Origin of the sequence: Neobacillus rhizosphaerae (assembly GCF_937468385.1) — a bacterium.
Taxonomy (GTDB): Bacteria; Bacillota; Bacilli; order Bacillales; family Cytobacillaceae; genus Neobacillus; species Neobacillus rhizosphaerae.
Genome location: NZ_CALBWS010000001.1, coordinates 404,210 through 429,607, shown reverse-complemented (window position 1 = coordinate 429,607; position 25,398 = coordinate 404,210). Strand labels below are relative to the sequence as shown.

Below are 25,398 nucleotides of genomic sequence, written 5' to 3'. Positions count from 1 at the left end.
TAATTGATATTATACTATCTTGTGTGAAACTATTCGGAGGTGCTTATTTAAAATGGCAGTTAAAATTCGTTTAAAACGTATGGGAGCTAAAAAAACTCCTTTCTATCGTATCGTAGTAGCAGATTCTCGTTCTCCACGTGACGGACGTTACATTGAGATTGTTGGAACTTACAATCCAGTTACACAACCAGCAAAAGTAGAAATCAACGAAGAATTAGTTCTTAAATGGTTAAAAGATGGTGCGAAACCATCTGATACCGTTCGTAACCTTTTCTCAAACCAAGGCATCATGGAAAAATTCCATAATGCAAAATTAGGCAAGTAATCGTAATCACTATGAAACAATTAATCGAAACGATTGTGAAGCCCTTAGTTGATTTTCCAGAAGACGTTCGTGTGGATGTCGCGGAAGACAATTCACGTATAACCTATCAGTTATCTGTTAACAAAACAGACATGGGGAAAGTGATTGGTAAGCAGGGGCGTGTTGCAAAGGCCATTAGAACTGTTGTTTATGCAGCAGGATCATCACAACAAAAGAAAATTTTTCTAGAAATTGGTGAATAGCTTTTTGCATCTAGATGAAAGGGAGGGATAATTTCCTCCCTTTTTTGCTATAAGAAAAGCGGAAGTGTGAAGGAGGCTATCTTATGCAAATAATTCAAACAGTTGTAGTGAAGCAAATTTTAACAGAAAAGAGCAGACAACAGCTTTTTGATAACTACCATGAGCGAAATCTGCAGCTTCAGAAGGAATGTGATCAACTCCAGTTCGAACTGAAACGGGTCGAAAAGACAAAAACCTTTTCATCTGGGGCGTTGAAAACACATTTTGAAAAAGAAATTCAAATGCGCAAGGAAAAAACAAAGCTTCTTGAGTTTCAAATCGATCAATTACATATCCTACCATTAGGCAGTGAATTAAAAGAAAAGGAAGTTCAGGCCCTTGTCGAAATAAATATTGGAGATAAATGGGACGAACGGCTGGGACAACCTGTAATTATCATCAAAGACGGAATAATAGAAGATATACGTTAGAGGTGTATGCAAATGGAAAAATGGTTCAACGTTGGGAAAATCGTCAATACTCAAGGGATAAAAGGTGAAGTGCGAGTTATTTCAAAAACAGATTTCCCTGAGAAACGATATAAGGTCGGGAATGTATTATATTTATTTATGCCCAATTCAAATACTCCGATTGAACTAACAGTCAAAAGCCACCGAACCCATAAAAATTTTGAAATACTTTCATTTGAAGGCTTTCATAACATCAATGAAGTTGAAAAGTTTAGGGACGGAATTATAAAGGTACCTGAATCACAGTTGGGTGTCTTAGAAGATGACGAATTTTATTATCATGAAATTATCGGATGTCTCGTATCAACAACAGAAGAGGAGGAAATCGGAAAAGTTACTGAAATTCTCTCACCTGGTGCTAATGACGTTTGGGTTGTTAAGGGTAAAGATGGAAAAGAAGTGTTGATTCCTTATATTCATGATGTGGTCAAGAAGGTTGATGTAAAAGAAAAAACTATCATTATCGACCCGATGGAAGGGTTACTTTCATGATGCAGATTGATATTCTCACATTATTTCCGGAAATGTTTTCTGGGGTGCTGGGACAATCCATTTTGCAAAAAGCGGCAGAGAAGTCAGCCGTTACCTATAACGTCGTTAATTTCCGCGAGTATGCTGATAACAAACATGCAACCGTTGATGACTACCCATATGGCGGTGGTGCTGGCATGGTATTAATGCCGCAGCCAATTTTTGATGCTGTTGAAACCCTTAAAGAAAAAGCAAAAAGTAATCAACCTAGAGTGATTCTTTTATGCCCCCAGGGCGAACGATATGATCAGCGTAAAGCAGAGGAACTGGCAAAGGAAGAGCACCTTATTTTTATCTGCGGCCATTATGAGGGCTATGATGAGCGAATCCGTGAACATGTGGTAACAGATGAAATATCAATCGGAGATTATGTCCTGACTGGTGGCGAGCTTGGAGCGATGGTTGTGGTCGACAGTGTTGTCCGTCTTTTACCAGAGGTGTTAGGCAATCAAGAATCCCATATGAAAGATTCTTTTAGCACAGGTCTCTTAGAACATCCACACTACACTAGACCCGCCGAATTCCGGGGGATGAAGGTGCCCCATGTGCTACTTTCGGGGAACCATAAGTTAATTGAAGAATGGCGTAATAAAGAAGCGTTACGTCGTACGCTATTAAGAAGACCTGATCTATTCGATAAAATGGAGCTAACACCCGAGCAAGAAAAATGGCTACAAGAAGTAAAAAAAGATTACGAGTAGTGTTGCGAGTACGCAACAATTATGATATGATACTTCTTGTGACTTGAACTGATATTAATCAGATTATGGTCTTATAATGATGTTCCGCTGCAATGAAACAGTTAGTAGATGTGCATGAGCGTCTGTTGGAAGGAGTTGAAAACGATGCATAAAATTATCGAAGAAATCACAAAAGAACAACTTCGTTCTGATCTGCCTGCGTTCCGTCCTGGTGATACTGTACGTGTACACGTTAAAATTGTCGAGGGTACTCGCGAGCGTATTCAGTTATTTGAAGGTGTAGTGATTAAGCGTCGTGGTGGTGGAATTAGCGAAACTTTCACAGTTCGTAAAATTTCTTACGGAGTAGGCGTTGAGCGTACTTTCCCTGTTAACACACCAAAAATTGCGAAGCTAGAAGTAATTCGTCGCGGTAAAGTTCGCCGTGCTAAACTTTACTACTTGCGTAACCTTCGCGGTAAAAAAGCAAGAATTAAAGAGATCCGCTAATATGAAAAGGAAAGAGCTTGCTTTAGGAGCAGGCTCTTTTTTTATACATATCTTCTCAAACGATTGAAAGAATAATGATATGGGCTTGAATAAATTGTTGCTGTTTTTTAAACAAATTATTAAAGTTTTATTAAAAAACATTATCCCATCGTGTTAAATATGTTTAAGTTATGTAAAATAGTCTTTATAAAACATTTTTTTATTAGTGATTGGTGGGGATTGTATGACAAAAAAGAAAAATGAACTATGGGAATGGACGAAGGCCCTGGTGATTGCGGTAGCCCTAGCAGCAGTTATTCGGTACTTTCTTTTTGCTCCAATTGTAGTGGATGGCTTATCTATGATGCCGACATTGAAAGACCAAGATCGAATGATTGTCAATAAATTCAGCTATGATATTGGCACACCGAAGCGATTTGATATCATTGTCTTTCATGCCCCTGAGAAAAAGGATTACATAAAACGTGTGATTGGACTTCCAGGCGACACTATCGAGTATAAAGATGATATCTTATATGTGAATGGAAAAGCATATAAAGAGCCCTATTTGGATGAATATAAGAAAAAAGCTGAGGATGGACCATTAACGGAACCATTTACCTTGGAAGAAAAAATAGGTCGGAAAACAGTTCCAAAAGGGGAGTTGTTTGTCATGGGTGATAACCGGCGCTTCAGTAAGGACTCAAGGCATATCGGGACAGTCCCGATGAGTAAAGTAATCGGCAAAACAAATATGGTTTACTGGCCGATTAAGGATGCACATATTGTTACAGTGAAATAGAGTTTACTATCCAGCTCAGCGCCTAGCCCCTCGAGGTCAAGGCGCTTACGCTTTTATAGGAGGTGGCAGCTTTGACGATCCAATGGTTTCCTGGCCATATGGCCAAGGCTCGTAGAGAGGTCACGGAAAAATTAAAACTGGTTGATATTATTTTTGAATTGGTCGATTGCCGTATACCGTATTCCTCAAGAAATCCAATGATTGATGAAATTATTCAGCATAAACCAAGGTTAGTCCTACTCAATAAAGCAGATATGGCTGACAAAGTCGTGACTCGTGAGTGGATTGCCTACTTTGCAGTCAAGGGGATAAAAGCCCTTGCGATTAATTCTCATGCTGGAGAAGGAATGAAAAATATTGTCCAAGCCTCAAATGAAATTCTCAAAGAGAAATTTGATCGCGTAAGGGCAAAAGGTGTGAAGCCAAGAGCGATTCGTGCTATGATTGTTGGTATTCCGAACGCTGGAAAATCAACGCTTATTAATCGTCTTGCCAAAAAAAACATTGCAAAGACTGGTAATACCCCAGGGGTTACAAAATCACAACAATGGATAAAGGTTGGCAAGGAAATGGAATTATTGGATACCCCAGGGATTCTATGGCCGAAATTTGAGGATCAAGAGGTTGGGATGAAACTGGCCATTACCGGCGCGATTAAGGATACATTATTAAATCTCCAAGACCTAACCGTTTACTCGCTAAGATTTTTGGAACGTGCCTATCCTGATCGTTTAAAGGAACGATATAACCTTGAGGGACTACCTGAAAATGTGGTAGAAATGTTTGATCATATAGGAGTACTTCGTGGGTGTTTAATGGCTGGTGGTATCGTCGATTATGATAAAGTTTCGGAATTGGTGATAAGAGAAATTAGGTCGGAAAAATTTGGCCGACTTACATTTGAGCGACCAGCTGATTTCATGATTGAAAAAGAATAGTGTCTGAATGAATCGAGCTCTCCTAATGGGAGAGCTTATTTGTTGTCATGTCAGTCCACTCTCTTTTACCAGGATTTATCTCTAGTTACTTCGTAGTATTTCTCGTAAAATGAATTGAAAAGAAAGTTCTTGTTTGGTAACGGAAGATGACTCACAAGATTTAAAGGAGCGTTCTAAATGAAATATCGATCGGCTTTTGATATTATCGGTCCCGTTATGATTGGGCCGTCAAGCTCTCATACAGCGGGTGCAGCTCGTATTGGTAGGGTTGCAAGGACCTTGTTCGGAAAACTTCCAAAGAAAGCAATTATTTCACTATACGGGTCATTTGCCAAAACATATAAAGGACATGGAACAGATTTTGCCATTATTGCAGGCCTGTTAGATTTTGATACCTTTGATGAACGAATGCCAAAATCTTTGGAAATTGCACAGGAAAAGGGTATTGAGGTGATTTTTCGTACAGAAGAAGCAATAACGAATCATCCAAATACTGTTAAAATTAATTTATTTGATGGACAAGATAAACTAGAAATGGTTGGGATTTCCATTGGTGGAGGTACCATTGAAATTACGGAATTAAACTCTTTTCCGTTAAAATTATCTGGCGAACATCCTGCTGTCTTGGTTATTCATCAAGATCGATTTGGAATTATTTCCGCGGTGACAAGTATCTTATCAAGATGTGAAATTAACATTGGCCATATGGAGGTTTCAAGGTTGGAAAAAGGGGAAATGGCCTTAATGGTCATTGAAGTCGACCAGAAAATCGAGGATATGGTAATCGAGGAATTGAAAAATCTTGCAAATGTAACGCAAATCATTCGCATGGTTGAATAGAAAAATTGACAGAGATCAGGAGGTAAAATCATGTTTCGGAATGTTGCGGAGCTGATTGAACTTGCAGAGGGCAATCAAGTAAAAATTGCGGAGATCATGATCCGTCAAGAAATAGAAGTATCTGGTCTTTCTAGAGAAGAAGTAATCGCGAAAATGGATATGAATTTAATGATTATGGAACAAGCTGTCGAAAGAGGTCTTAATGGTGTTCATTCACATACAGGCCTAACTGGTGGAGACGCTGTGCTGCTCCAAAACTATATTAAAAGTGGTAAAGCACTTGGCGGAACCATATTATTAGATGCGGTTAGTAAAGCAGTGGCCACCAACGAAGTGAATGCCGCAATGGGAGTGATTTGTGCAACTCCAACTGCAGGTTCAGCAGGTGTTGTTCCAGGAACATTATTTGCGGTCAAAGAAAAATTGAATCCGACCCGCGAGGAAATGATTGAATTTTTGTTTACAGCAGCAGCTTTTGGTTTTGTGGTCGCTAATAACGCTTCCATTTCTGGTGCAGCAGGAGGTTGTCAAGCAGAAGTAGGCTCTGCTAGCGGGATGGCGGCAGCTTCCATTGTTGAATTGGCTGGCGGCTCACCAAAGCAGGCTGCAGAGGCGATGGCCATAACGTTAAAGAATATGCTTGGACTAGTATGTGATCCTGTAGCGGGATTAGTTGAAGTTCCTTGTGTGAAACGGAATGCAATGGGCGCATCCAATGCCATCACTGCAGCGGATATGGCACTTGCCGGAGTAACAAGCAGAATCCCATGTGATGAGGTCATTCACGCTATGTTCTTAATAGGTCAATCGATGCCGTCAACGTTAAGGGAAACCGCTGAGGGTGGACTTGCTGCGACTCCTACAGGTAGAAGATTAGAACAGGAAATTTTCGGCAGTGGTAACACTGTTAAACTCAAAGACCTAGTTATTTCCTAAAGGAATTTTCAATGATGGAGAAGCACACGAATTTTGTGTGCTTTTCTTGTAATATAAGAATTTATATATAACAGCGGGTGAAAAAAATGAAGATGCAAACAATCACAGAAATTAATAGACAATTAGAAAAAATTAAAGCAGAGAATGATCCGTATTTGTTAAATATTCTTCAAGATGAACGTAAGGGTGTTCAACAATTGATACACAAATGGCGTAAGAAAATGGCGGAGGAACGTCGGTTAGAAGAAAAATTCCTTGAAATGAGCGCATATGAAAATAAATGGCGTACTCAAGGATTTGAATTGATTGCTGGTGTCGACGAAGTGGGGAGAGGTCCGCTTGCAGGTCCGGTTGTTGCGGCGGCTGTCATTTTACCGAAGGATTTTTTCTTAGCCGGTATCGATGATTCCAAAAAGCTTTCCGAAAAAAAACGGCAGGAGTATGATGAACTCATTAGACAGGAAGCGCTCGCTGTGAGTATTTCGATGGTTGATGCCAAGGAAATTGATGTCGTTAATATTTATGAAGCAACAAAAAAGGCAATGAAGTCTGCAATAGTTTCGTTAAATATAAAGCCGGATTTTTTACTGATTGATGCGATGAAACTTGAAACCCCATATCCATCAGAATCGATTATTAAAGGGGATGCAAAAAGTATTTCGATTGCTGCAGCTTCGATAGTCGCAAAGGTAGCTAGAGATAGGCTGATGAAGGAGATATCGCTAACGTTTCCTGGCTATGGTTTTCAGCAAAATATGGGCTACGGTACAAAGGAGCATCTACAAGCTATCGAACAACACGGAATTACACCCTATCATCGGAAAAGCTTCGCGCCCGTCAAAGATTATTTCAACCAATAATTTTTTTAGACTAGACGAGATTTACGATTCGGTCAGTTTTTTATTATAGTAAAAAATAAAAAGAATAGAAAAATCCTATTGTAATGCTGAAAATAAGGGTTTATTAGTCAGAATTTTTTAAAGATGAATATAATTTTTTGCTTATTGGTGGACAAGGTATGTGTCATTATATAAAATGAAAACGGAGTCAATTTTTTGAAGAGTTTGTTAGGAGGATGGGAAATGAATATCCATGAGTATCAAGGGAAAGAGATCCTCAGAAAATACGGGGTAGCGGTTCCAAACGGAACAGTCGCATTCACGGTTGAAGAGGCAGTGGAAGCAGCGAAAGAATTAGGTACACAGGTTTGTGTAGTAAAAGCACAAATCCATGCAGGCGGACGGGGGAAAGCCGGTGGTGTTAAAGTTGCAAAAAACCTTGAAGAGGTTCGTACATATGCTAACGAAATCTTAGGGAAAACATTGGTCACACACCAAACAGGCCCTGAAGGTAAAGAAGTAAAGCGCCTCCTAATTGAAGAAGGCTGCGACATTAAAAAAGAATATTATGTTGGCTTGGTGTTAGATCGTGCCACTTCTCGGGTTGTCCTGATGGCTTCTGAAGAAGGCGGTACTGAAATTGAAGAAGTAGCTGCAAAAACTCCAGAGAAAATTTTCAAAGAAGAAATTGATCCAGCAATTGGCTTGCAGCCATTCCAAGCACGCCGTATTGCCTTCAATATCAACATTCCAAAAGAGCTTGTTAATCAAGCTGTTAAGTTTATGATGGGCTTATATAATGCTTATATCGAAAAGGATTGCTCAATTGCTGAAATTAACCCACTCGTTGTTACGGGAGATGGTAAGGTTATGGCACTTGATGCAAAATTAAACTTCGACTCTAATGCATTATATCGTCAAAAAGACGTATTAGCGTATCGTGATCTTGAAGAAGAAGATGCTAAGGAAATCGAAGCATCTAAATATGATTTAAGTTATGTTGCATTAGATGGAAATATCGGCTGTATGGTGAATGGTGCCGGACTTGCTATGTCAACGATGGATATCATTAAACATTACGGTGGCGATCCCGCTAACTTCCTTGATGTTGGGGGCGGTGCGACAGCTGAAAAGGTAACAGAAGCATTTAAAATTATCCTTTCTGATCCAAATGTAAAAGGTATTTTTGTCAATATCTTTGGTGGAATCATGAAGTGTGATGTCATTGCTGAGGGTGTTGTAGAAGCAGCTAAGCAAGTTGGACTTAGTGTTCCACTTGTTGTTCGCTTAGAAGGAACAAATGTTGACTTAGGTAAGAAAATCCTAGCAGAGTCAAGCGTAGACATTATTGCTGCTGAATCCATGGCCGATGGTGCACAAAAAATCGTTTCATTAGTGAAATAGGATCGAAAGAAAGGGGAATTAACGTGAGCGTTTTTATTAATAAAGATACAAAGGTTATTGTCCAAGGGATTACGGGTTCAACTGCCCTTTTTCATACAAAACAAATGCTAGAATATGGTACACAAATTGTTGGCGGTACGACTCCAGGTAAAGGCGGCATGGAAGTAGAAGGTGTTCCTGTTTTTAACACAGTGAAAGATGCTGTTGAAACAACAGGTGCAACCGCGTCTGTTATTTATGTTCCTGCACCCTTTGCAGCAGATGCGATTATCGAAGCTGTAGATGCAGAATTAGATATTGCCATTTGTATCACAGAGCATATTCCAGTATTGGATATGGTAAAAGTAAAACGTTACATGGAAGGCAAGAAGACTCGCCTAGTTGGTCCTAACTGTCCAGGTGTTATTACTGCCGATGAATGTAAGATTGGGATCATGCCTGGGTATATTCATACTAAAGGACATGTTGGCGTTGTTTCCCGGTCTGGAACATTAACATATGAAGCGGTCCATCAACTAACACAAGCAGGTCTTGGTCAAACAACTGCAGTTGGTATTGGTGGGGACCCTGTAAACGGGACAAACTTCATCGATGTTTTAATGGCATTTAACGAAGACCCTGAAACATATGCGGTCATTATGATTGGTGAAATCGGCGGTACCGCTGAAGAAGAAGCTGCAGAATGGGTGAAAGCAAATATGACTAAACCAGTAGTCGGCTTCATCGGCGGACGTACAGCGCCTCCAGGGAAGCGTATGGGACACGCTGGTGCCATCATTTCCGGCGGAAAAGGTACAGCAGATGAAAAGATCCGTGTCATGAACGAATGTGGTATTAAAGTTGCGGATACACCATCTGTAATGGGAGAAACATTGATAGAAGTATTAAAAGAGCAAGGTCTATACGAAAAGTGTAAAACACATTAATAAATAAATTGAACTTCTAGATTCTGAACAGATAGTCCCTCATAATTTGAGGGGCTATTTCTCGTATAATAAAAAAATAAAAAGGAGAAATAAAAATGGATGACTTTAAAGAAAAACTGATTCATTTGCTTCATTACCCAAATATCTCATGGAATACTGTTTTTCAACTGTTAAAAAAGGACCCGACACTGCAGTCTTTATATAGGCTCCAAACGCAAACACCCCACCAGATTTCCTTATTTCCACCAATTAGCCACGACAACTCCTTTACCAGTTCTTCGATCCTCTCACTTCATCCTGATATTATTCACGAACGAATCCGTCAATACGAAACCAATGATATTACCGTCATTACTATTTTGGATAAAGAATACCCAAGGTACTTAAAAGAAATCTACCAGCCACCATGGGCATTATTTGCGAAGGGTGATATATCTCTTCTTGAAAAAGAACCAAAGCTCGCTGTCGTTGGCTCACGTCAGGCTACACAATACGGAAGAAATGCGATTCGGTTAATCTTTCCTGAATTAATTGACAATGGTGTGCTCATTGTCAGTGGTTTGGCCAATGGGATTGATACGCTTGCACATGAATACGCGATGAAAAATGGCGGGAAAACAATCGCTGTTATTGCAGGTGGTTTATATCATATCTACCCGAAAGAAAATATGGGGCTCGCAATAGAAATGATGCAAACACAACTTATCTTATCCGAATATCCTCCTGATTCAAAGCCGCTTAGATGGCATTTTCCTGCACGGAATCGAATCATAAGTGGTCTATCCAATGGGACCTTTATTATAGAAGCAAAACGAAAAAGCGGTTCGCTCATTACAGCCAATTATGCGGTTAACGAAGGGCGTGAAGTGTTTTCGCTGCCGGGAAGCATATTTAATCCCTATTCCATTGGTGCAAATGAACTAATTCAACAAGGTGCAAAGCTTGTAACAAATGCTAAGGATATTTTAGAAGAAATTAGATAAAAATCTAGTTTAAATAAGAATCTTTAGAATAAATCAGGTTTTTTTGCAGGTTTTTTTCGATTAAGTGGAGAAATTAGCTAAAAAAGGTTGCAATAATTTCTAATATGTTATACATTTTCCAACAGAAGTTCGAAAAAAAGAATATATCTATTAAGAAAAAATAATATTGTAAATAACATATATTTTTGGAAATTTTGGGATAGGCAGTTTTGTAAAGTATTTTCTCTTCTCCAAGTTGTAGAAACTAGGATTTAGGAAAACTTCTCAAATGGTAAGCAACTTAGAAACAGGCTTTTGCCGGATTCGGGACGCTTTCACACTTTCCCTCTTAAGGAGGATTTAAATGGCAGATTTTCTTGTAATCGTCGAATCGCCAGCAAAAGCGAAAACGATTGAACGGTATTTAGGGAATAAATATAAAGTAAAAGCATCGATGGGGCATGTGCGAGACCTTCCGCGGAGTCAAATGGGCGTCAACGTTGAGGATAACTTCGAACCAAAATATATTACGATTCGTGGTAAAGGACCTGTATTAAAGGAATTAAAAACAGCCGCCAAAAAAGCTAAAAAAGTTTATCTCGCAGCTGACCCTGATCGTGAAGGTGAAGCAATTGCTTGGCATTTAGCGCACAGTCTAGATGTTGATATTACGTCAGATTGCCGCGTTGTTTTTAATGAAATCACGAAAGATGCGATAAAAGAATCGTTTAAGCATCCTCGCCCGATTAATATGGATCTTGTTGATGCGCAGCAGGCGAGAAGGATTCTAGACCGTCTTGTCGGCTATAATATCAGCCCGCTACTATGGAAAAAGGTGAAAAAAGGGTTAAGTGCAGGGCGGGTCCAATCCGTTGCAGTCCGTTTAATCATTGATCGGGAAAAAGAGATTAAAGCATTTATCCCCGAAGAGTATTGGACGATTGATGGGGAATTTTTAAAAGGAAAAGATCATTTTAGTGGCGTTTTTCATTCTATTGTTGGTCAAGAAAAAACAGTGCTGACGACTGAGCAAGACGTTCAATCGATTCTAAAGCTAATGGATGACAATAAGTTCAAAGTCATCTCGGTAACAAAAAAAGAACGGAGACGAAACCCGGCGCCTCCTTTTATCACTTCTTCCTTACAGCAGGAAGCAGCTAGAAAGCTAAATTTCCGTGCGAAAAAAACAATGATGATCGCTCAGCAGCTTTATGAAGGAATTGAGCTGGGGAAAGAAGGAACAGTTGGTCTCATTACTTATATGAGAACAGATTCCACTCGTATTTCTGAAGTTGCTCAAAATGAGGCAGCGAATTATATAAAAGCAGAATATGGTGAAAATTATTTAAAAGAAGAGCAAAGAAAAGAAAAAAAACAAGCGAACGCTCAGGATGCACATGAAGCGATTCGCCCAACCAGTACGTTAAGAGATCCGAACAGCTTAAAGGCTTTTCTTTCTCGGGATCAATTTCGTTTATACAAACTCATTTGGGAGCGTTTCCTTGCAAGTCAAATGGCGCAGGCCATCATGGATACGATGAGTGTAGATTTGCAAAATGGAAAAGTTATGTACCGTGCTACAGGTTCAAAAATTAAGTTTCCAGGCTTTATGAAGCTTTATGTTGAGGGATCAGATGACCAGATAGATGGACCGGATAAAATGCTTCCAGATCTTAAAGAAGGAGATGAAGTGTTCAAGAAGGATATTGAACCTAAGCAGCACTTCACACAGCCGCCGCCAAGATATACAGAAGCACGACTTGTAAAAACACTGGAAGAACTTAGAATTGGTCGCCCTTCCACCTATGCCCCAACTTTGGATACCATTCAAAAGCGGGGGTATGTTGCACTTGATAATAAACGGTTTGTACCTACTGAGCTGGGTGAAATTATCCATGAGTTAATTCTTGAATTTTTCCCTGACATACTTGATGTGGAGTTTACAGCAAAAATGGAACAGGGATTGGATAATATCGAAGACGGAAAAGTTCGCTGGGTTCAAATTATCGATGGATTTTACCGAGATTTCGAAACACATTTAAAAATAGCTGAAAAAGAGATGGAGTCAGTAGAAATTAAAGATGAGCCTGCCGGTGAAGATTGTGAACTCTGCGGTAACCCAATGGTGTTTAAAATGGGCAGATACGGAAAATTCATGGCATGCAGCAACTTCCCGGATTGCCGAAATACAAAACCAATTGTGAAAGAAATCGGAGTTACCTGTCCTACATGTAAGGAAGGACAAATAATCGAGCGGAAGAGTAAGAAAAAAAGGCTATTTTATGGATGCACCAGATATCCGGCATGTGAATTTATCTCTTGGGATAAACCATTACCGAGATTCTGCCCTAAATGTGAAGGCCTGCTTGTAGAAAAGAAATTAAAAAAAGGTGTCCAGGTTCAATGTACGGCATGTGATTACAAAGAAGAGCAACAGAGTTAAAAGAGTGGTGAACTCCACTCTTTTTAATTTTGTGAAATAAAAAACTTTTTTGTTTTTCATTCGTATAGTACAATGCAAGATGGACTTGAAAGAGGGAAAGGTATATTTATAGTGCTTTTTTATGCAAAATGTAAATAAACGCATGTTTCAAGAAGATATTCAGGAGGTAAATAAATGAAGGAAGTAACAATAAACGTTGTCGGTGCTGGCTTGGCAGGAAGTGAAGCAGCCTGGCAGATTGCTAAACGCGGGATTAAGGTACGTCTATATGAAATGCGGCCGGTAAAGCAAACACCTGCCCACCATACAGATAAATTTGCGGAATTAGTTTGTAGTAATTCACTCAGGGCTAATACGTTAACAAATGCTGTTGGAGTGTTAAAGGAAGAAATGAGAATGCTTGATTCTGTGATTATCGCGGCAGCTGATGCTTGTTCCGTTCCTGCTGGCGGAGCCTTAGCAGTCGATCGTCATGAATTTGCCGCTAAAGTAACGTCCATGGTTAAAAACCATGAAAATGTTACTGTAGTAAATGAGGAGGTAACTAGTATCCCTGAAGGGCCAACCATTATTGCTACAGGCCCACTCACAAGCCCAGATCTCTCGGCACAACTTAAAACCTTAACGGGTGAAGATTATCTTTATTTTTATGATGCAGCAGCACCGATTCTAGAGAAAGAAAGCATCAACATGGATAAAGTATATTTGAAGTCCCGCTATGATAAAGGTGAGGCTGCCTATTTAAATTGTCCGATGACGGAGGAAGAGTTTGATCGATTTTATGATGCACTTATTACTGCAGAAATAGTTCCGTTGAAAGAATTTGAAAAAGAAGTCTTTTTCGAAGGCTGTATGCCAATCGAAGTCATGGCGGCAAGGGGAAAGAAAACAATGCTTTTCGGTCCGTTAAAACCAGTTGGACTAGAGGACCCGAAAACGGGGAAAAGGCCATATGCGGTTGTCCAGCTACGTCAAGATGATGCGGCTGGAACCTTATTTAATATTGTCGGTTTTCAGACACATTTAAAATGGGGAGCGCAAAAAGACGTTATTCAGTTAATACCTGGTCTTGAAAATGCGGAAATTATTCGATATGGAGTGATGCACCGTAATACCTTTATTAATTCACCAAAGGTTCTAAATGCCACCTACCAGTTTCGGAACCGTGAGGACTTATTTTTCGCTGGTCAAATGACCGGTGTTGAGGGATATGTAGAATCGGCTGCCAGTGGTTTAATGGCTGGCATCAATGCAGCCCGGTTAGTTCAGGGGATGGAAGCATTGGAGTTTCCAATTGAGACAGCAATCGGAGGTATGGCACGTTATATCACAACCGCAAGCCCTGATAATTTCCAGCCGATGAATGCGAATTTTGGTCTGTTTCCTGAATTACCTGTTAGAATTAAAGGAAAGCAGGAAAGAAATTTGCAGCATGCAAATCGAGCATTGGAAACAATTCAGAACTTTGTGAAAGTTTTGTAAAGTTTATTGCATGGGTTATAGAAGTATGATACTATTTAGTAGCCCTTGTAGGTGAATATTATGATAAATGTGAATTTTTTATTAAAGTTATTTATCGAGTATTTACAAATGAAAAGGAATTACGCAAAATATACAATTGAACATAATCAACATGCTATCAGTAGATTTCTTTTTATTTATGGCTGTACTAGAGAAAAAACACTTAAGAAAAGAGTATATTGCCAATCATCTAAGGGCATATATGAATACAGTTTTCATAATATTATGTACGGGATATTTTTATTTTGTTACATATCATATCCGTGCTATAAAGGGAAAATACTCCAAAAGGAGGATCATCTAAATGGGCCAATTTCATGCAACAACAATATTTGCCATCCATCATAACGGTGAGTGCTCAATGTCAGGTGATGGTCAAGTAACATTTGGCAATGCGGTAGTGATGAAGCACACAGCAAAAAAAGTTAGAAAGATATTTAATGGAAAAGTGATAGCTGGATTTGCTGGTTCGGTTGCTGATGCATTTACTCTTTTTGAACTTTTCGAAGGAAAACTGGAGGAATTTAACGGTAACCTTCAAAGAGCAGCAGTTGAACTTGCGAAAGAGTGGAGAAGTGATAAGGTACTCAGAAAACTTGAGGCTATGTTAATTGTTATGAATCATGACTATTTGCTACTCATATCTGGAACAGGTGAAGTAATCGAACCTGATGACGGTATTCTCGCGATTGGTTCAGGGGGAAGCTACGCATTAGCTGCGGGGCGTTCGTTGAAGAAATATGCAGGGGAACACTTATCTGCGAAAGAAATTGCAAAAGCTTCTTTAGAAATAGCTGCGGAAATATGTGTTTATACGAACCACAACATTATTGTTGAAGAGCTATAACGGGAAGGAGATATTAATTACCATGGAAAGAACAACTAATTTAACCCCCCGCCAAATTGTAGAAAGACTTGATCAATATATAATTGGTCAGAAGGACGCGAAGAAAGCGGTAGCTGTGGCTCTCAGGAACCGATATCGAAGGGGCTTATTAAATGACAAGCTTCGGGAAGAAATTATTCCGAAAAATATTTTGATGATTGGACCTACTGGCGTTGGTAAAACAGAAATTGCTAGAAGGATTGCAAAGCTTGTCGGTGCCCCATTTATAAAGGTTGAAGCTACTAAATTCACAGAAGTTGGTTATGTTGGCCGAGATGTGGAATCAATGGTTCGAGATCTTGCAGAGACATCTGTCCGTTTAGTGAAAGAGGATCGCATGCAAAGTGTGAAGGAACGGGCTGAAGAGAATGCAAATAGCAGGCTCGTTGATTTACTTGTACCATCTGCTAAAAAATCGACTAACTATAAAAACCCTTTGGAAATGTTGTTTGGTGGTGGTGGGAATTCCTCATCTGAGCAAGAAACACAACAAGAAGATTACTCTATCCATGAAAAACGGAAGATTGTCAAAGAAAAATTAGCACTTGGTCAATTAGAGGAAGAAATCGTTACCGTAGAGGTAGAGGAGCAGGCTCCTTCGATGTTTGACATGCTGCAGGGCTCAGGAATTGAACAAATGGGAATGAATATGCAGGACGCTCTTAGCAGCTTTATGCCGAAAAAACAAAAAAAGAGAAAATTAACTGTTCGAGAGGCAAGAAAGGTTTTAACAAGCGAAGAAGCTGCTAAACTCATCGATATGGATGAAGTTACGTCTGAAGCCGTCTATCGTGCTGAACAAACCGGAATAATTTTTATCGATGAAATCGATAAGATTGCCAGCAAAAATTCTGGCGGTTCCTCTGCAGATGTATCCCGTGAAGGTGTTCAAAGAGATATCCTACCAGTTGTAGAAGGTTCAACAGTGGTAACGAAATATGGTTCCATTAAAACTGATCATATTTTATTTATTGCAGCAGGGGCGTTCCATATGGCTAAACCATCAGATTTAATTCCGGAACTTCAAGGACGTTTCCCAATCCGGGTTGAACTAACAAAGCTGACAATTGACGATTTCTTTAGAATCTTGATTGAACCAGATAATGCCTTAATTAAACAATATCAGGCATTATTAGAAACAGAAGGTATACAAATTGAATTTTCTGACGATGCTATTCGTAGAATTGCTGAAGTAGCATTTGAAGTGAATCAAAATACCGATAATATTGGCGCGAGACGTCTTCATACGATTTTAGAAAAGCTTTTGGAAGACTTATCTTTTGAAGCTCCAGATATTTCGATGGAGAAAATCACGATTACACCGAAGTATGTTGATGATAAACTTGGTGCTATTTCTAAAAATAAAGATTTGAGTCAATTTATTCTTTAGGAATGGGTGTTATTTTTTATTTCATTCATTCGTAGGATACCTAATACGTTATAATGGATGTATTACCAAATAAATTTAATAATGGTTGTAGTTAATTAGGAGGAAGAAACAGATGGATTTACTTACAAAAACTAGAAGAATTAATGTTTTATTGCAAAAAGCAGCAGGAAAGCCAGTTAATTTTAAGGAAATGTCTGAGACGTTGAGTGAAACCATTGAAGCGAACGTTTATATTGTTAGCCGTCGCGGTAAACTTTTAGGATTTTCAATTTATCAACAAATTGAAAATGAAAGAATGAAAAAGATGTTTGAAGATCGCCAATTCCCTGAAGAGTATACAAAAGGTTTATTTAGTATTCAAGAAACTTCGTCCAATCTTGATATAGAAAGCAAATATACTGCTTTTCCAGTGGAAAACAGAGATTTATTTAGTGAAGGTTTAACAACAATTGTTCCTATTATCGGCGGTGGAGAACGTCTTGGTACTTTAATTCTTGCAAGACTGCAAGAAAAGTTTCATGATGATGAACTCATCCTTGCAGAGTATGGTGCAACTGTAGTAGGTATGGAAATTTTACGTGAAAAAGCAGAAGAAATTGAAGAGGAAGCAAGAAGCAAAGCAGTTGTTCAAATGGCCATTAGTTCATTATCTTATAGTGAGCTTGAAGCTATTGAGCATATTTTTGAAGAGCTTAATGGTCATGAAGGTTTATTAGTTGCTTCAAAAATTGCAGATCGCGTTGGTATTACTCGTTCAGTTATTGTTAATGCATTGAGAAAACTTGAAAGTGCAGGGGTAATCGAATCTCGTTCCCTTGGGATGAAAGGTACGTATATCAAAGTCTTAAACAATAAGTTTCTTATTGAACTTGATAAATTAAGATCTAAATAATGACTACCAATCCTCAGGCTTCCCTGGGGATTTTTAATTTTTTGTATAAGTTCACCTTGATTGTTTAAAGCACTTGTGCTATATTATTTCATGGTGTTAATACACACGCTCATCGATTTAAACAGACGGTGCTGTTATCAACAGTTCTGTTTAAAAATGACTTGAGCGGAGGAAAACAAACCATTAGGAGGAAAAAAACATGTCAGTCATTTCTATGAAGCAATTGCTTGAAGCTGGTGTACATTTCGGACACCAAACTCGCCGCTGGAACCCTAAGATGAAGAAGTATATCTTCACAGAGCGTAACGGTATCTATATTATCGACCTTCAAAAAACAGTTAAAAAAGTTGAAGAAGCTTATAACTGGGTTAAGGAACTTGCCGGTAATGGTGGAACAGTTCTTTTTGTTGGTACAAAGAAACAAGCTCAAGATTCTGTTAAAGAAGAAGCGGGCCGTTCTGGTATGTACTATGTTAACCAACGTTGGTTAGGTGGTACTTTAACTAACTTTGAAACAATTCAAAAGCGTATTGGTCGCTTAAAAGATATTGAAAGAATGTCTGAAGACGGTACATTCGAAGTTTTACCGAAAAAAGAAGTTGTTCAATTAAAGAAACAACAAGAACGTCTTGAAAAATTCTTAGGCGGCATCAAAGATATGAAGCAGCTTCCAGATGCATTATTCATTATCGACCCTCGTAAAGAGCGTATCGCAGTTGCAGAAGCTAAGAAATTAAACATTCCTATCGTAGGAATTGTTGATACAAACTGTGATCCAGACGAAATCGACGTAGTTATTCCTGCGAATGATGACGCGATTCGTGCGGTTAAGCTTTTAACTGGTAAAATGGCAGATGCCATCCTTGAAGCTAAACAAGGCGAAGAGGTTCAAGCTTAATTCAATGTTCGGATTAAACAAAAAGGTGATAAGAGGGAGACCCTTTATCACCTTTTTTTGGAGAAATATGAGTTTTATCTTAGCTGTACTTGGCTAAGATAGGTGTACATAGTTAAATAAAAGGAGGAATATATATTATGGCAGTAACTGCTCAAATGGTTAAAGAACTTCGTGAAAAAACTGGCGCAGGGATGATGGATTGTAAAAAGGCTCTAACAGAAACGAATGGTGACATGGAAAAGGCCATTGATTTCTTACGTGAAAAAGGGATCGCAAAAGCAGCAAATAAAGCAGACCGCATTGCGGCAGAAGGATTGACTTCTATTTTAACAGAAGGCAACGAAGCTGTTATTCTTGAAGTAAACTCAGAAACTGACTTCGTTGCGAAAAACGAAGGTTTCCAAACTCTTGTTAAGGAACTAGCAGCACATCTTCTCAGTAACAAACCAGCAACTGTTGAAGAAGCCTTAGCGCAAACGCTTGAAAACGGAGCAACTGTTGCAGATTATATCAATACTGCAATTGCTAAAATTGGAGAAAAACTTACATTACGTCGTTTTGAAGTAGTGTCTAAAACTGATAATGATGCATTTGGTGCCTACCTTCATATGGGTGGACGTATTAGCGTGTTAACAGTTCTTGAAGGTACTACTGAAGCAGATGCGGCTAAAGATGTGTCTATGCACATTGCTGCGTTAAAACCGAAATATGTTTCTCGTGATCAAGTATCACAAGAAGAAGTTGAGCGCGAGCGTCAAGTATTAACACAACAAGCTCTTAACGAAGGAAAGCCTGAAAACATCGTTGCTAAAATGGTAGAAGGCCGTCTTGGAAAATATTTTGAAGATGTTTGTGTCCTTGACCAGACTTTTGTTAAAAACCCTGATCAAAAGGTACGTCAGTTTGTTGAATCTAAAGGTGCAACAGTTCGCGAATTCGTCCGCTATGAAGTAGGGGAAGGAATCGAAAAACGTGAAGATAACTTCGCAGAAGAAGTTATGAATCAAGTTAATAAACAATAGTCAAATATTCTCGTGCTTTTAAACAAAGCAAGCAAAAAGGGAATGTTACTGAAATAGGTTTTGAATAGGGGACACGGCGTGTTCCCTATTTTTGAAGGTAATAATCTACATAAAAAATGGAGGTTTATATGAGCGGTCCTAAGTACAAACGCGTGGTTTTAAAATTAAGCGGGGAAGCACTTGCTGGTGAGTCGAGCTTTGGTATTAAACCTTCTGTCATAAAATCGATAGCCATTCAGGTAAAAGAAATAGCCGAACTTGGCGTAGAGGTAGCAGTCGTTGTCGGTGGCGGCAATATCTGGCGTGGGAAAATCGGCAGTGAAATGGGTATGGATCGAGCGACTGCTGATTATATGGGAATGCTTGCTACAGTTATGAATTCATTAGCACTTCAAGATAGTTTGGAGCACTTAGGAATTGAATCACGGGTGCAAACCTCGATTGAAATGCGTCAGGTTGCTGAACCATACATTAGACGTCGTGCTATAAGGCATCTAGAGAAGAAACGGGTTGTAATTTTTGCGGCTGGTACAGGTAATCCTTATTTTTCTACAGATACAACGGCTGCTTTAAGAGCAGCAGAAATTGATGCGGAAGTCATTTTAATGGCAAAAAATAATGTGGATGGTGTATATTCTGCAGATCCGCGTATTGATGCAAATGCCACTAAATACGAAGACTTATCGTTCCTAGATGTACTAAAGGAAGGATTGGCAGTCATGGACTCTACGGCCTCTTCCTTATGTATGGATAATGATATTCCACTTATTGTTTTCTCGATTATGGACCAGGGCAATATTAAAAAGGCGGTAATGGGTGAAAAAATAGGAACAATTGTTAGGGGGAAAAATTAATGCCAAAACAAGTCCTTTCAACTACAAAAGATCGGATGACAAAAGCGATTCAGTCATATTCACGTGAGCTTGCCAGCATTCGTGCCGGAAGAGCAAGTGCTTCACTTTTAGACAGAATTACCGTTGATTATTATGGTTCACCTACTCCTGTAAATCAAATGGCAGGTATCACCACACCTGAAGCTAGACTTCTTGTTATTCAACCGTACGATAAATCGATTCTTGGAGATATTGAAAAAGCTATCTTGAAGTCTGATTTAGGGTTGAATCCGAGTAATGATGGGACGATAATTAGAATTGCTATTCCACAACTGACTGAAGAACGCCGTCGGGACCTTGTGAAATTAGTCAAAAAAGAATCAGAGGAAGCTAAAGTAGCGGTCCGTAATATTCGCCGTGATGCCAATGATGATTTGAAAAAGCTAGAAAAAAATGGTGAAATTACTGAAGACGCACTTCGCGGTTATTCTGATGATATTCAAAAGCTGACGGATGAATTTATTCAAAAAATTGATCAAATCACGAAAGATAAAGAAAAAGAAATTTTAGAAGTGTAAATATTCCCCTATTTCTATTAAGAACCCTCTTTTTAGGGGGTTTTTTTCACTATTTTCAGGATTTATTAACAGTGGAGTATGTTTTTGGAGTTATCTGAATATTATTCTTAATTCCGTTTATTTTACATAAGTTATTTATTAGAGATATCTTTTTGCTTTTTTGGTATGATAAAAGCATGCTACCCTGAAATATCCTTCAAATAACAACACACCGGGTTCGATTGAAATGCAGATTTATTATCGGAGGAAATGATTAACTAATTGAGGAGCAATGTTATGTTAAATAAATTTAGACTTAGGAAGAAACAAAATACTTCTTCCACACTCCGAGATAAAATAGAGCAAGTAAAAAAAGCAGCTGTTCCTGAGCATGTGGCGATTATTATGGATGGCAACGGGCGGTGGGCTAAAAAACGGGCATTACCACGTATTGCAGGCCATCATGAGGGAATGAAAGTTGTTCGTAAAACAACGAAGTTGGCAAATGAGCTGGGAATTAAAACGTTGACCTTATATGCTTTTTCGACGGAGAATTGGAAAAGACCAAAAAATGAAGTGGAATATATTATGAAGCTGCCTGATGAATTTTTAGGTACCTTCCTTCCTGAATTGATTAAGGAAAATGTGCAAGTGAAAATGATGGGATACAAAGATCAGCTCCCAATACATACACTTCGCGCAATAGAAAAAGCTATAGAAGAAACCAAAAATAATAATGGCTTGGTTTTAAATTTTGCCTTGAATTATGGGAGCAGATCAGAAATTCTCGATGCTGTTAAACAAGTCTTAAACGATTGCAATAAAGGTATAATAAAGGAGACAGAGCTAGACGAAAAAGCTTTTTCCTCCTACCTAATGACGGCAAATTTTACTGACCCGGATCTTTTAATCCGAACTAGCGGTGAAATGCGTTTAAGCAATTTTATGCTTTGGCAATTGGCTTACTCAGAGTTTTGGTTTTCTGATGTATTATGGCCAGATTTTAGTGAGGATCATTTGTTAGAAGCGATTGAAGCATTCCAAAAACGCCAGCGTCGATATGGTGGAATATAATGTAGTGTTCTGCATTTATCATATAAAGGCTGGTTGAGAAATGGTTCTTTTTTTAATAAGGGTTAGCTGTATGAACCTTTAATAGAACATAGAAGGTGTTGAAATATCTGATGAAGCAAAGAGTCATAACAGGAGTAGTTGCTGCGGCGTTGTTTTTGCCAATTGTTTACTTTGGTGGATTTCCACTTGTACTATTAACGTATTTTTTAGCGACCATTGGGCTATATGAGTTATTTAAAATGAAGAATCTTAACATCTTTTCTGGGTACGGACTGCTAACGGTTTTGTTTCTTTGGGCTCTTCTTTTCCCAGCGGAATATAACCACGTGTTGGATTCCTTTTATTATTCAAAAATAGAACTGTGTATAGTATTTATCCTTTTATTATTTACGTATACAGTTATAACTAAGAATCGTTTTACATTTGAAGATGCATCATTTTCCCTCTTGTCTGCTGTCTATGTTGGTATAGGCTTTTACTTTTTATTTGAAACTAGAGTGGATGGAGGACTTGTCTATATTTTATATTCCTTATTTATGATTTGGGCGACAGATTCAGGTGCATACTTTATTGGAAAAGCACTGGGGAAGAGAAAGCTTTGGCCTGAAATCAGTCCCAATAAAACCATTGAAGGATCATTAGGCGGTGTTGTTTGTGCCGTAATTGTTGCCATTTTATTTGTATTATTCACGGATATAAAAGGCTCAATCATCGGAATTACTGTTGTATTGTCTGTTTTTGGACAAATTGGTGATCTTGTTGAATCTGCATTTAAGCGTCATTTTAATGTAAAAGACTCGGGTAAAATTTTACCAGGTCACGGAGGAATCCTTGACCGCTTTGATAGCCTAATATTTGTTTGGCCCATATTACATCTTTTCCACCTTTGGTAAAAAGCGCTTGCGCTTTTCTTTTTAGGAGTTGAAATTATTGAAAGTCATTAGTTTATTAGGTGCCACGGGTTCAATTGGCACGCAAACGTTAGATATTATTCGCGAACATCCTACAGAATTTAAAGTAGCTGCATTTTCAGTTGGTAAAAATATCGATTTGGCTCGGAAATTGATTGTTGAATTTCAGCCGGAGTTTGTATCTGTACAAACGAAAAGTGATTGTAATACATTAAAAGCCGAATTTCCGACTACTAAGTTCACTTATGGTGAGGATGGATTAGTTGAAATAGCGGTTTATGAAAAAACGGACATTCTTGTCAATGCAGTTTTGGGAAGTGTTGGGCTAAATTCTACATTACAAGCGATTGAATGTGGGAAGATAATTGCCATTGCCAATAAAGAGACACTCGTTACCGCAGGCCATTTAGTCATGGAGGCAGCCAAAAGGAATCATGTTTCTCTGCTGCCAGTAGATAGTGAGCATTCTGCCATTTTTCAGGCGCTGCAAGGGGAAAAGGAAAAAAATATTGAACGCTTAATTCTAACAGCATCTGGCGGAAGCTTTCGTGAACGCTCTCGTAAGGAGTTAGAAAATGTTACTGTCGAAGAGGCGCTAAACCACCCTAATTGGTCAATGGGAGCTAAAATCACGGTTGATTCAGCTACAATGATGAATAAAGGGTTGGAAGTGATTGAGGCCCATTGGTTGTTTAACATGCCTTATAAAAAAATTGATGTACTGCTCCATAAGGAAAGTATCATTCATTCGATGGTTGAATTTCATGACAGCAGTATCATTGCTCAACTTGGATCACCGGATATGAGAGTCCCAATCCAATATGCCCTTACCTATCCTGATCGCCTGCCGCGTTTAGCTGCAAATCGTTTGGATTTGGCGAGTATTGGAAAATTAAATTTTCAGGAAATGGATGTTGAAAGGTTTCGGTGTCTGCACTTTGCTTACTGGGCGGGGGAAAAAGGCGGGACAATGCCAACTGTATTGAATGCTGCCAACGAGGCTGCAGTAGCGGCATTTTTGGCGGGGAAAATTCGTTTCCTTCAAATTGAAGATTTGATTGAGAAGGCACTAAATACCCATCAAACAATGGAGCACCCTAGCTTAGCAACAATTCAAGAGGTAGATAAAGAAACGAGACAGTATGTACATTCACTTCTATAAATAAGCAGAAGCGTTCGATTTTGGCCCGTTCGCAAGACAAGTATCGAAGTTAAGGAGATTTTTCCTATCTTAAAAAAAGGTGGTTTTATTTTTGAGTACAGTTATAGCCTTTATTGTCATTTTTGGCGCACTCGTCTTCTTCCATGAATTAGGACATTTCATCTTCGCAAAAAGGGCAGGAATCCTCTGCCGCGAGTTTGCTATCGGTATGGGTCCTAAAGTGTTTACTCATAAAAAAGGAGAAACTACCTATACCATTCGCTTATTACCAATTGGTGGATTTGTCCGAATGGCAGGCGAAGATCCAGAGATGGTTGAAATTAAGCCAGGATATCGAATTGGACTTTTACTTGATAAGGAAGATAAAGTAGACAAAATAATCCTAAATAATAAAGAAAAATATCCAAACTGTCGAATTGTTGAAGTGGAGTATGCTGATATTGAACAGGAATTAGTCATTAAGGGATTTCCAGAAGATGAAAATGAAAACTTACGAACATTTTCTATAAATCCAAAGGCAGTCATCATTGAAAATGGGGTTGAATCACAAATTGCCCCAATTGACCGTCAATTTGGCTCCAAGACATTACCACAAAGATTCATGGCCATTTTTGCCGGACCAATGATGAACTTTGTGCTTGCTTTTGTTTTATTTCTAATCATTGCCCTTTTACAGGGTGTGCCTTCAAATGAACCGAAACTGGGTGAAATTACTCCTGATGGTGCTGCAAAAGTCGCTGGTTTAAAAAAGGGTGATATCGTTCAGAGTATTAATGGTTCGGAAATTTCGAACTGGTCTGATGTTGTTGAAATCATTCGAAAAAACCCAAATGAAAAACTTAATTTTTCGGTGGTTCGTGATAACAAAGAAAAGGAAATCCCAGTAACACCGCTTGAAAAAACAGTTGATGGTAAGAAAATGGGAATCATCGGTGTTTACAGTCCTGTTGAAAAATCACCAGTCCAAGCAGTTAAATCTGGTTTCACAGAAACCTATTTCTGGACAAAGCAAATATTTGTAATGGTTGGCAAGCTTGTTACCGGACAGTTTTCAATTGATGCGTTATCCGGTCCTGTTGGAATTTACAATTCAACTGCTGAAGTTGCCAAATCAGGAATTTATTACTTAATGAAATGGGCAGGGATTTTAAGTATTAACTTAGGGATCATGAATTTATTACCAATTCCAGCGCTTGATGGTGGTCGATTAATGTTTTTTGCAGTTGAAGCAGTAAGAGGAAAGCCAATTGATCGCCAGAAGGAAGGAATGGTCCATTTTATTGGATTCGCCCTTCTGATGTTACTGATGCTCGTTGTAACCTGGAATGATATTCAGAGATTCTTCTTGAAATGAGGAGAGAGACCGTGATTGCGGTCTCTTTTTGT

27 protein-coding genes are annotated in these 25,398 nt (G+C 38.7%); all 27 read left to right on the top strand.

Features of this window, described 5'->3' with window-relative positions; translation table 11 throughout:
• The first annotated feature begins 52 nt into the window (after positions 1–52).
• The 27 genes from rpsP to rseP all read left to right on the top strand — a co-directional run bounded on the left by rpsP (position 53) and on the right by rseP (position 25,366).
• The gene (rpsP, locus tag M5A78_RS02065; protein WP_007087771.1) at positions 53–325 is read left to right on the top strand and encodes a 30S ribosomal protein S16; all 273 of its coding nucleotides are present in this window, start codon (positions 53–55) and stop codon (positions 323–325) included.
• Between the two features lie 11 nt (positions 326–336).
• Positions 337–567, top strand: a complete 231-nt coding sequence (locus M5A78_RS02060) for a KH domain-containing protein (RefSeq protein WP_248733606.1) — start codon at positions 337–339, stop codon at positions 565–567.
• An 83-nt stretch (positions 568–650) separates the two neighbouring features.
• Positions 651–1,037 carry a YlqD family protein gene (locus M5A78_RS02055; protein WP_248733605.1) on the top strand — a complete coding sequence of 129 codons (387 nt, stop codon included), beginning with the start codon at positions 651–653 and terminating at the stop codon, positions 1,035–1,037.
• Between the two features lie 12 nt (positions 1,038–1,049).
• Positions 1,050–1,568 (top strand): ribosome maturation factor RimM, encoded by a 519-nt coding sequence (gene rimM, locus M5A78_RS02050; RefSeq protein ID WP_248733604.1) that lies wholly within the window; start codon positions 1,050–1,052, stop codon positions 1,566–1,568.
• Positions 1,568–2,308, top strand: a complete 741-nt coding sequence (gene trmD, locus M5A78_RS02045) for a tRNA (guanosine(37)-N1)-methyltransferase TrmD (protein WP_248733746.1) — start codon at positions 1,568–1,570, stop codon at positions 2,306–2,308. Before rimM ends, trmD begins: the two co-directional genes overlap by 1 nt.
• A 144-nt stretch (positions 2,309–2,452) precedes the next feature.
• Complete coding sequence (gene rplS, locus M5A78_RS02040; protein ID WP_248733603.1) at positions 2,453–2,797, top strand: 50S ribosomal protein L19; 345 nt, start codon at positions 2,453–2,455, stop codon at positions 2,795–2,797.
• A 223-nt stretch (positions 2,798–3,020) separates the two neighbouring features.
• Positions 3,021–3,578: a signal peptidase I gene (gene lepB, locus M5A78_RS02035; RefSeq protein ID WP_248733602.1), complete on the top strand. Its 558-nt coding sequence runs from the start codon at positions 3,021–3,023 to the stop codon at positions 3,576–3,578.
• A 71-nt stretch (positions 3,579–3,649) separates the two neighbouring features.
• Positions 3,650–4,516: a ribosome biogenesis GTPase YlqF gene (gene ylqF / locus M5A78_RS02030; protein WP_248733601.1), complete on the top strand. Its 867-nt coding sequence runs from the start codon at positions 3,650–3,652 to the stop codon at positions 4,514–4,516.
• A 177-nt stretch (positions 4,517–4,693) separates the two neighbouring features.
• Positions 4,694–5,356, top strand: a complete 663-nt coding sequence (sdaAB, locus tag M5A78_RS02025; RefSeq protein WP_248733600.1) for an L-serine ammonia-lyase, iron-sulfur-dependent subunit beta — start codon at positions 4,694–4,696, stop codon at positions 5,354–5,356.
• A 30-nt stretch (positions 5,357–5,386) separates the two neighbouring features.
• Positions 5,387–6,292, top strand: coding sequence for an L-serine ammonia-lyase, iron-sulfur-dependent, subunit alpha (gene sdaAA / locus M5A78_RS02020; protein ID WP_248733599.1), 906 nt, complete (start codon positions 5,387–5,389; stop codon positions 6,290–6,292).
• An 86-nt stretch (positions 6,293–6,378) separates the two neighbouring features.
• Positions 6,379–7,152 (top strand): ribonuclease HII, encoded by a 774-nt coding sequence (locus tag M5A78_RS02015; protein WP_248733598.1) that lies wholly within the window; start codon positions 6,379–6,381, stop codon positions 7,150–7,152.
• Between the two features lie 222 nt (positions 7,153–7,374).
• A complete protein-coding gene (sucC, locus tag M5A78_RS02010; RefSeq protein WP_248733597.1) occupies positions 7,375–8,535 on the top strand; it encodes an ADP-forming succinate--CoA ligase subunit beta in 1,161 nt (386 codons plus the stop codon).
• A gap of 23 nt (positions 8,536–8,558) precedes the next feature.
• Entirely contained in the window at positions 8,559–9,461 is a 903-nt protein-coding gene (sucD, locus tag M5A78_RS02005; protein WP_248733596.1) for a succinate--CoA ligase subunit alpha, read from the top strand.
• Positions 9,462–9,556: 95 nt separating this feature from the next.
• Positions 9,557–10,444 (top strand): DNA-processing protein DprA, encoded by an 888-nt coding sequence (gene dprA, locus M5A78_RS02000; RefSeq protein ID WP_248733595.1) that lies wholly within the window; start codon positions 9,557–9,559, stop codon positions 10,442–10,444.
• 343 nt (positions 10,445–10,787) lie between these two features.
• Positions 10,788–12,866 carry a type I DNA topoisomerase gene (topA, locus tag M5A78_RS01995; protein ID WP_248733594.1) on the top strand — a complete coding sequence of 693 codons (2,079 nt, stop codon included), beginning with the start codon at positions 10,788–10,790 and terminating at the stop codon, positions 12,864–12,866.
• 174 nt (positions 12,867–13,040) lie between these two features.
• Positions 13,041–14,348, top strand: a complete 1,308-nt coding sequence (trmFO, locus tag M5A78_RS01990) for an FADH(2)-oxidizing methylenetetrahydrofolate--tRNA-(uracil(54)-C(5))-methyltransferase TrmFO (protein WP_248733593.1) — start codon at positions 13,041–13,043, stop codon at positions 14,346–14,348.
• A 343-nt stretch (positions 14,349–14,691) separates the two neighbouring features.
• Positions 14,692–15,234: an ATP-dependent protease subunit HslV gene (gene hslV, locus M5A78_RS01985; RefSeq protein WP_248733592.1), complete on the top strand. Its 543-nt coding sequence runs from the start codon at positions 14,692–14,694 to the stop codon at positions 15,232–15,234.
• Positions 15,235–15,256: 22 nt separating this feature from the next.
• On the top strand, positions 15,257–16,663 hold the full coding sequence (gene hslU / locus M5A78_RS01980) for an HslU--HslV peptidase ATPase subunit (RefSeq protein WP_248733591.1): 1,407 nt from the start codon (positions 15,257–15,259) through the stop codon (positions 16,661–16,663).
• A 112-nt stretch (positions 16,664–16,775) separates the two neighbouring features.
• Positions 16,776–17,555, top strand: coding sequence for a GTP-sensing pleiotropic transcriptional regulator CodY (gene codY / locus M5A78_RS01975; protein ID WP_248733590.1), 780 nt, complete (start codon positions 16,776–16,778; stop codon positions 17,553–17,555).
• Positions 17,556–17,754: 199 nt separating this feature from the next.
• Entirely contained in the window at positions 17,755–18,453 is a 699-nt protein-coding gene (rpsB, locus tag M5A78_RS01970) for a 30S ribosomal protein S2 (protein WP_248733589.1), read from the top strand.
• Between the two features lie 137 nt (positions 18,454–18,590).
• Positions 18,591–19,475, top strand: coding sequence for a translation elongation factor Ts (tsf, locus tag M5A78_RS01965; RefSeq protein WP_248733588.1), 885 nt, complete (start codon positions 18,591–18,593; stop codon positions 19,473–19,475).
• A gap of 128 nt (positions 19,476–19,603) precedes the next feature.
• Positions 19,604–20,329, top strand: a complete 726-nt coding sequence (gene pyrH / locus M5A78_RS01960; RefSeq protein ID WP_248733587.1) for a UMP kinase — start codon at positions 19,604–19,606, stop codon at positions 20,327–20,329.
• Positions 20,329–20,886 carry a ribosome recycling factor gene (gene frr / locus M5A78_RS01955; protein WP_248733586.1) on the top strand — a complete coding sequence of 186 codons (558 nt, stop codon included), beginning with the start codon at positions 20,329–20,331 and terminating at the stop codon, positions 20,884–20,886. The genes pyrH and frr overlap by 1 nt, the downstream gene beginning before the upstream one ends.
• Before the next feature lie 276 nt (positions 20,887–21,162).
• On the top strand, positions 21,163–21,939 hold the full coding sequence (locus M5A78_RS01950; RefSeq protein WP_248733585.1) for an isoprenyl transferase: 777 nt from the start codon (positions 21,163–21,165) through the stop codon (positions 21,937–21,939).
• A gap of 110 nt (positions 21,940–22,049) precedes the next feature.
• Positions 22,050–22,832, top strand: coding sequence for a phosphatidate cytidylyltransferase (locus M5A78_RS01945; RefSeq protein ID WP_248733584.1), 783 nt, complete (start codon positions 22,050–22,052; stop codon positions 22,830–22,832).
• Positions 22,833–22,869: 37 nt separating this feature from the next.
• On the top strand, positions 22,870–24,012 hold the full coding sequence (dxr, locus tag M5A78_RS01940; protein ID WP_248733583.1) for a 1-deoxy-D-xylulose-5-phosphate reductoisomerase: 1,143 nt from the start codon (positions 22,870–22,872) through the stop codon (positions 24,010–24,012).
• A gap of 91 nt (positions 24,013–24,103) precedes the next feature.
• On the top strand, positions 24,104–25,366 hold the full coding sequence (gene rseP / locus M5A78_RS01935; protein WP_248733582.1) for an RIP metalloprotease RseP: 1,263 nt from the start codon (positions 24,104–24,106) through the stop codon (positions 25,364–25,366).
• Positions 25,367–25,398: the final 32 nt, after the last annotated feature.

What these genes read in the sequence shown, in the direction of transcription:
- codY (WP_248733590.1), top strand. Translation starts at nt 16,776, where the DNA reads ATGGATTTACTTACAAAAACTAGAAGAATTAATGTTTTATTGCAAAAA.
- trmFO (WP_248733593.1), top strand. Translation starts at nt 13,041, where the DNA reads ATGAAGGAAGTAACAATAAACGTTGTCGGTGCTGGCTTGGCAGGAAGT.
- M5A78_RS01950 (WP_248733585.1), top strand. Translation starts at nt 21,163, where the DNA reads ATGTTAAATAAATTTAGACTTAGGAAGAAACAAAATACTTCTTCCACA.
- lepB (WP_248733602.1), top strand. Translation starts at nt 3,021, where the DNA reads ATGACAAAAAAGAAAAATGAACTATGGGAATGGACGAAGGCCCTGGTG.
- trmD (WP_248733746.1), top strand. Translation starts at nt 1,568, where the DNA reads ATGCAGATTGATATTCTCACATTATTTCCGGAAATGTTTTCTGGGGTG.
- M5A78_RS02060 (WP_248733606.1), top strand. Translation starts at nt 337, where the DNA reads ATGAAACAATTAATCGAAACGATTGTGAAGCCCTTAGTTGATTTTCCA.
- M5A78_RS02055 (WP_248733605.1), top strand. Translation starts at nt 651, where the DNA reads ATGCAAATAATTCAAACAGTTGTAGTGAAGCAAATTTTAACAGAAAAG.
- rpsP (WP_007087771.1), top strand. Translation starts at nt 53, where the DNA reads ATGGCAGTTAAAATTCGTTTAAAACGTATGGGAGCTAAAAAAACTCCT.
- topA (WP_248733594.1), top strand. Translation starts at nt 10,788, where the DNA reads ATGGCAGATTTTCTTGTAATCGTCGAATCGCCAGCAAAAGCGAAAACG.
- hslU (WP_248733591.1), top strand. Translation starts at nt 15,257, where the DNA reads ATGGAAAGAACAACTAATTTAACCCCCCGCCAAATTGTAGAAAGACTT.
- M5A78_RS01945 (WP_248733584.1), top strand. Translation starts at nt 22,050, where the DNA reads ATGAAGCAAAGAGTCATAACAGGAGTAGTTGCTGCGGCGTTGTTTTTG.
- M5A78_RS02015 (WP_248733598.1), top strand. Translation starts at nt 6,379, where the DNA reads ATGAAGATGCAAACAATCACAGAAATTAATAGACAATTAGAAAAAATT.
- dprA (WP_248733595.1), top strand. Translation starts at nt 9,557, where the DNA reads ATGGATGACTTTAAAGAAAAACTGATTCATTTGCTTCATTACCCAAAT.
- rpsB (WP_248733589.1), top strand. Translation starts at nt 17,755, where the DNA reads ATGTCAGTCATTTCTATGAAGCAATTGCTTGAAGCTGGTGTACATTTC.
- sdaAB (WP_248733600.1), top strand. Translation starts at nt 4,694, where the DNA reads ATGAAATATCGATCGGCTTTTGATATTATCGGTCCCGTTATGATTGGG.
- sucC (WP_248733597.1), top strand. Translation starts at nt 7,375, where the DNA reads ATGAATATCCATGAGTATCAAGGGAAAGAGATCCTCAGAAAATACGGG.
- tsf (WP_248733588.1), top strand. Translation starts at nt 18,591, where the DNA reads ATGGCAGTAACTGCTCAAATGGTTAAAGAACTTCGTGAAAAAACTGGC.
- frr (WP_248733586.1), top strand. Translation starts at nt 20,329, where the DNA reads ATGCCAAAACAAGTCCTTTCAACTACAAAAGATCGGATGACAAAAGCG.
- hslV (WP_248733592.1), top strand. Translation starts at nt 14,692, where the DNA reads ATGGGCCAATTTCATGCAACAACAATATTTGCCATCCATCATAACGGT.
- rplS (WP_248733603.1), top strand. Translation starts at nt 2,453, where the DNA reads ATGCATAAAATTATCGAAGAAATCACAAAAGAACAACTTCGTTCTGAT.
- pyrH (WP_248733587.1), top strand. Translation starts at nt 19,604, where the DNA reads ATGAGCGGTCCTAAGTACAAACGCGTGGTTTTAAAATTAAGCGGGGAA.
- rimM (WP_248733604.1), top strand. Translation starts at nt 1,050, where the DNA reads ATGGAAAAATGGTTCAACGTTGGGAAAATCGTCAATACTCAAGGGATA.
- sdaAA (WP_248733599.1), top strand. Translation starts at nt 5,387, where the DNA reads ATGTTTCGGAATGTTGCGGAGCTGATTGAACTTGCAGAGGGCAATCAA.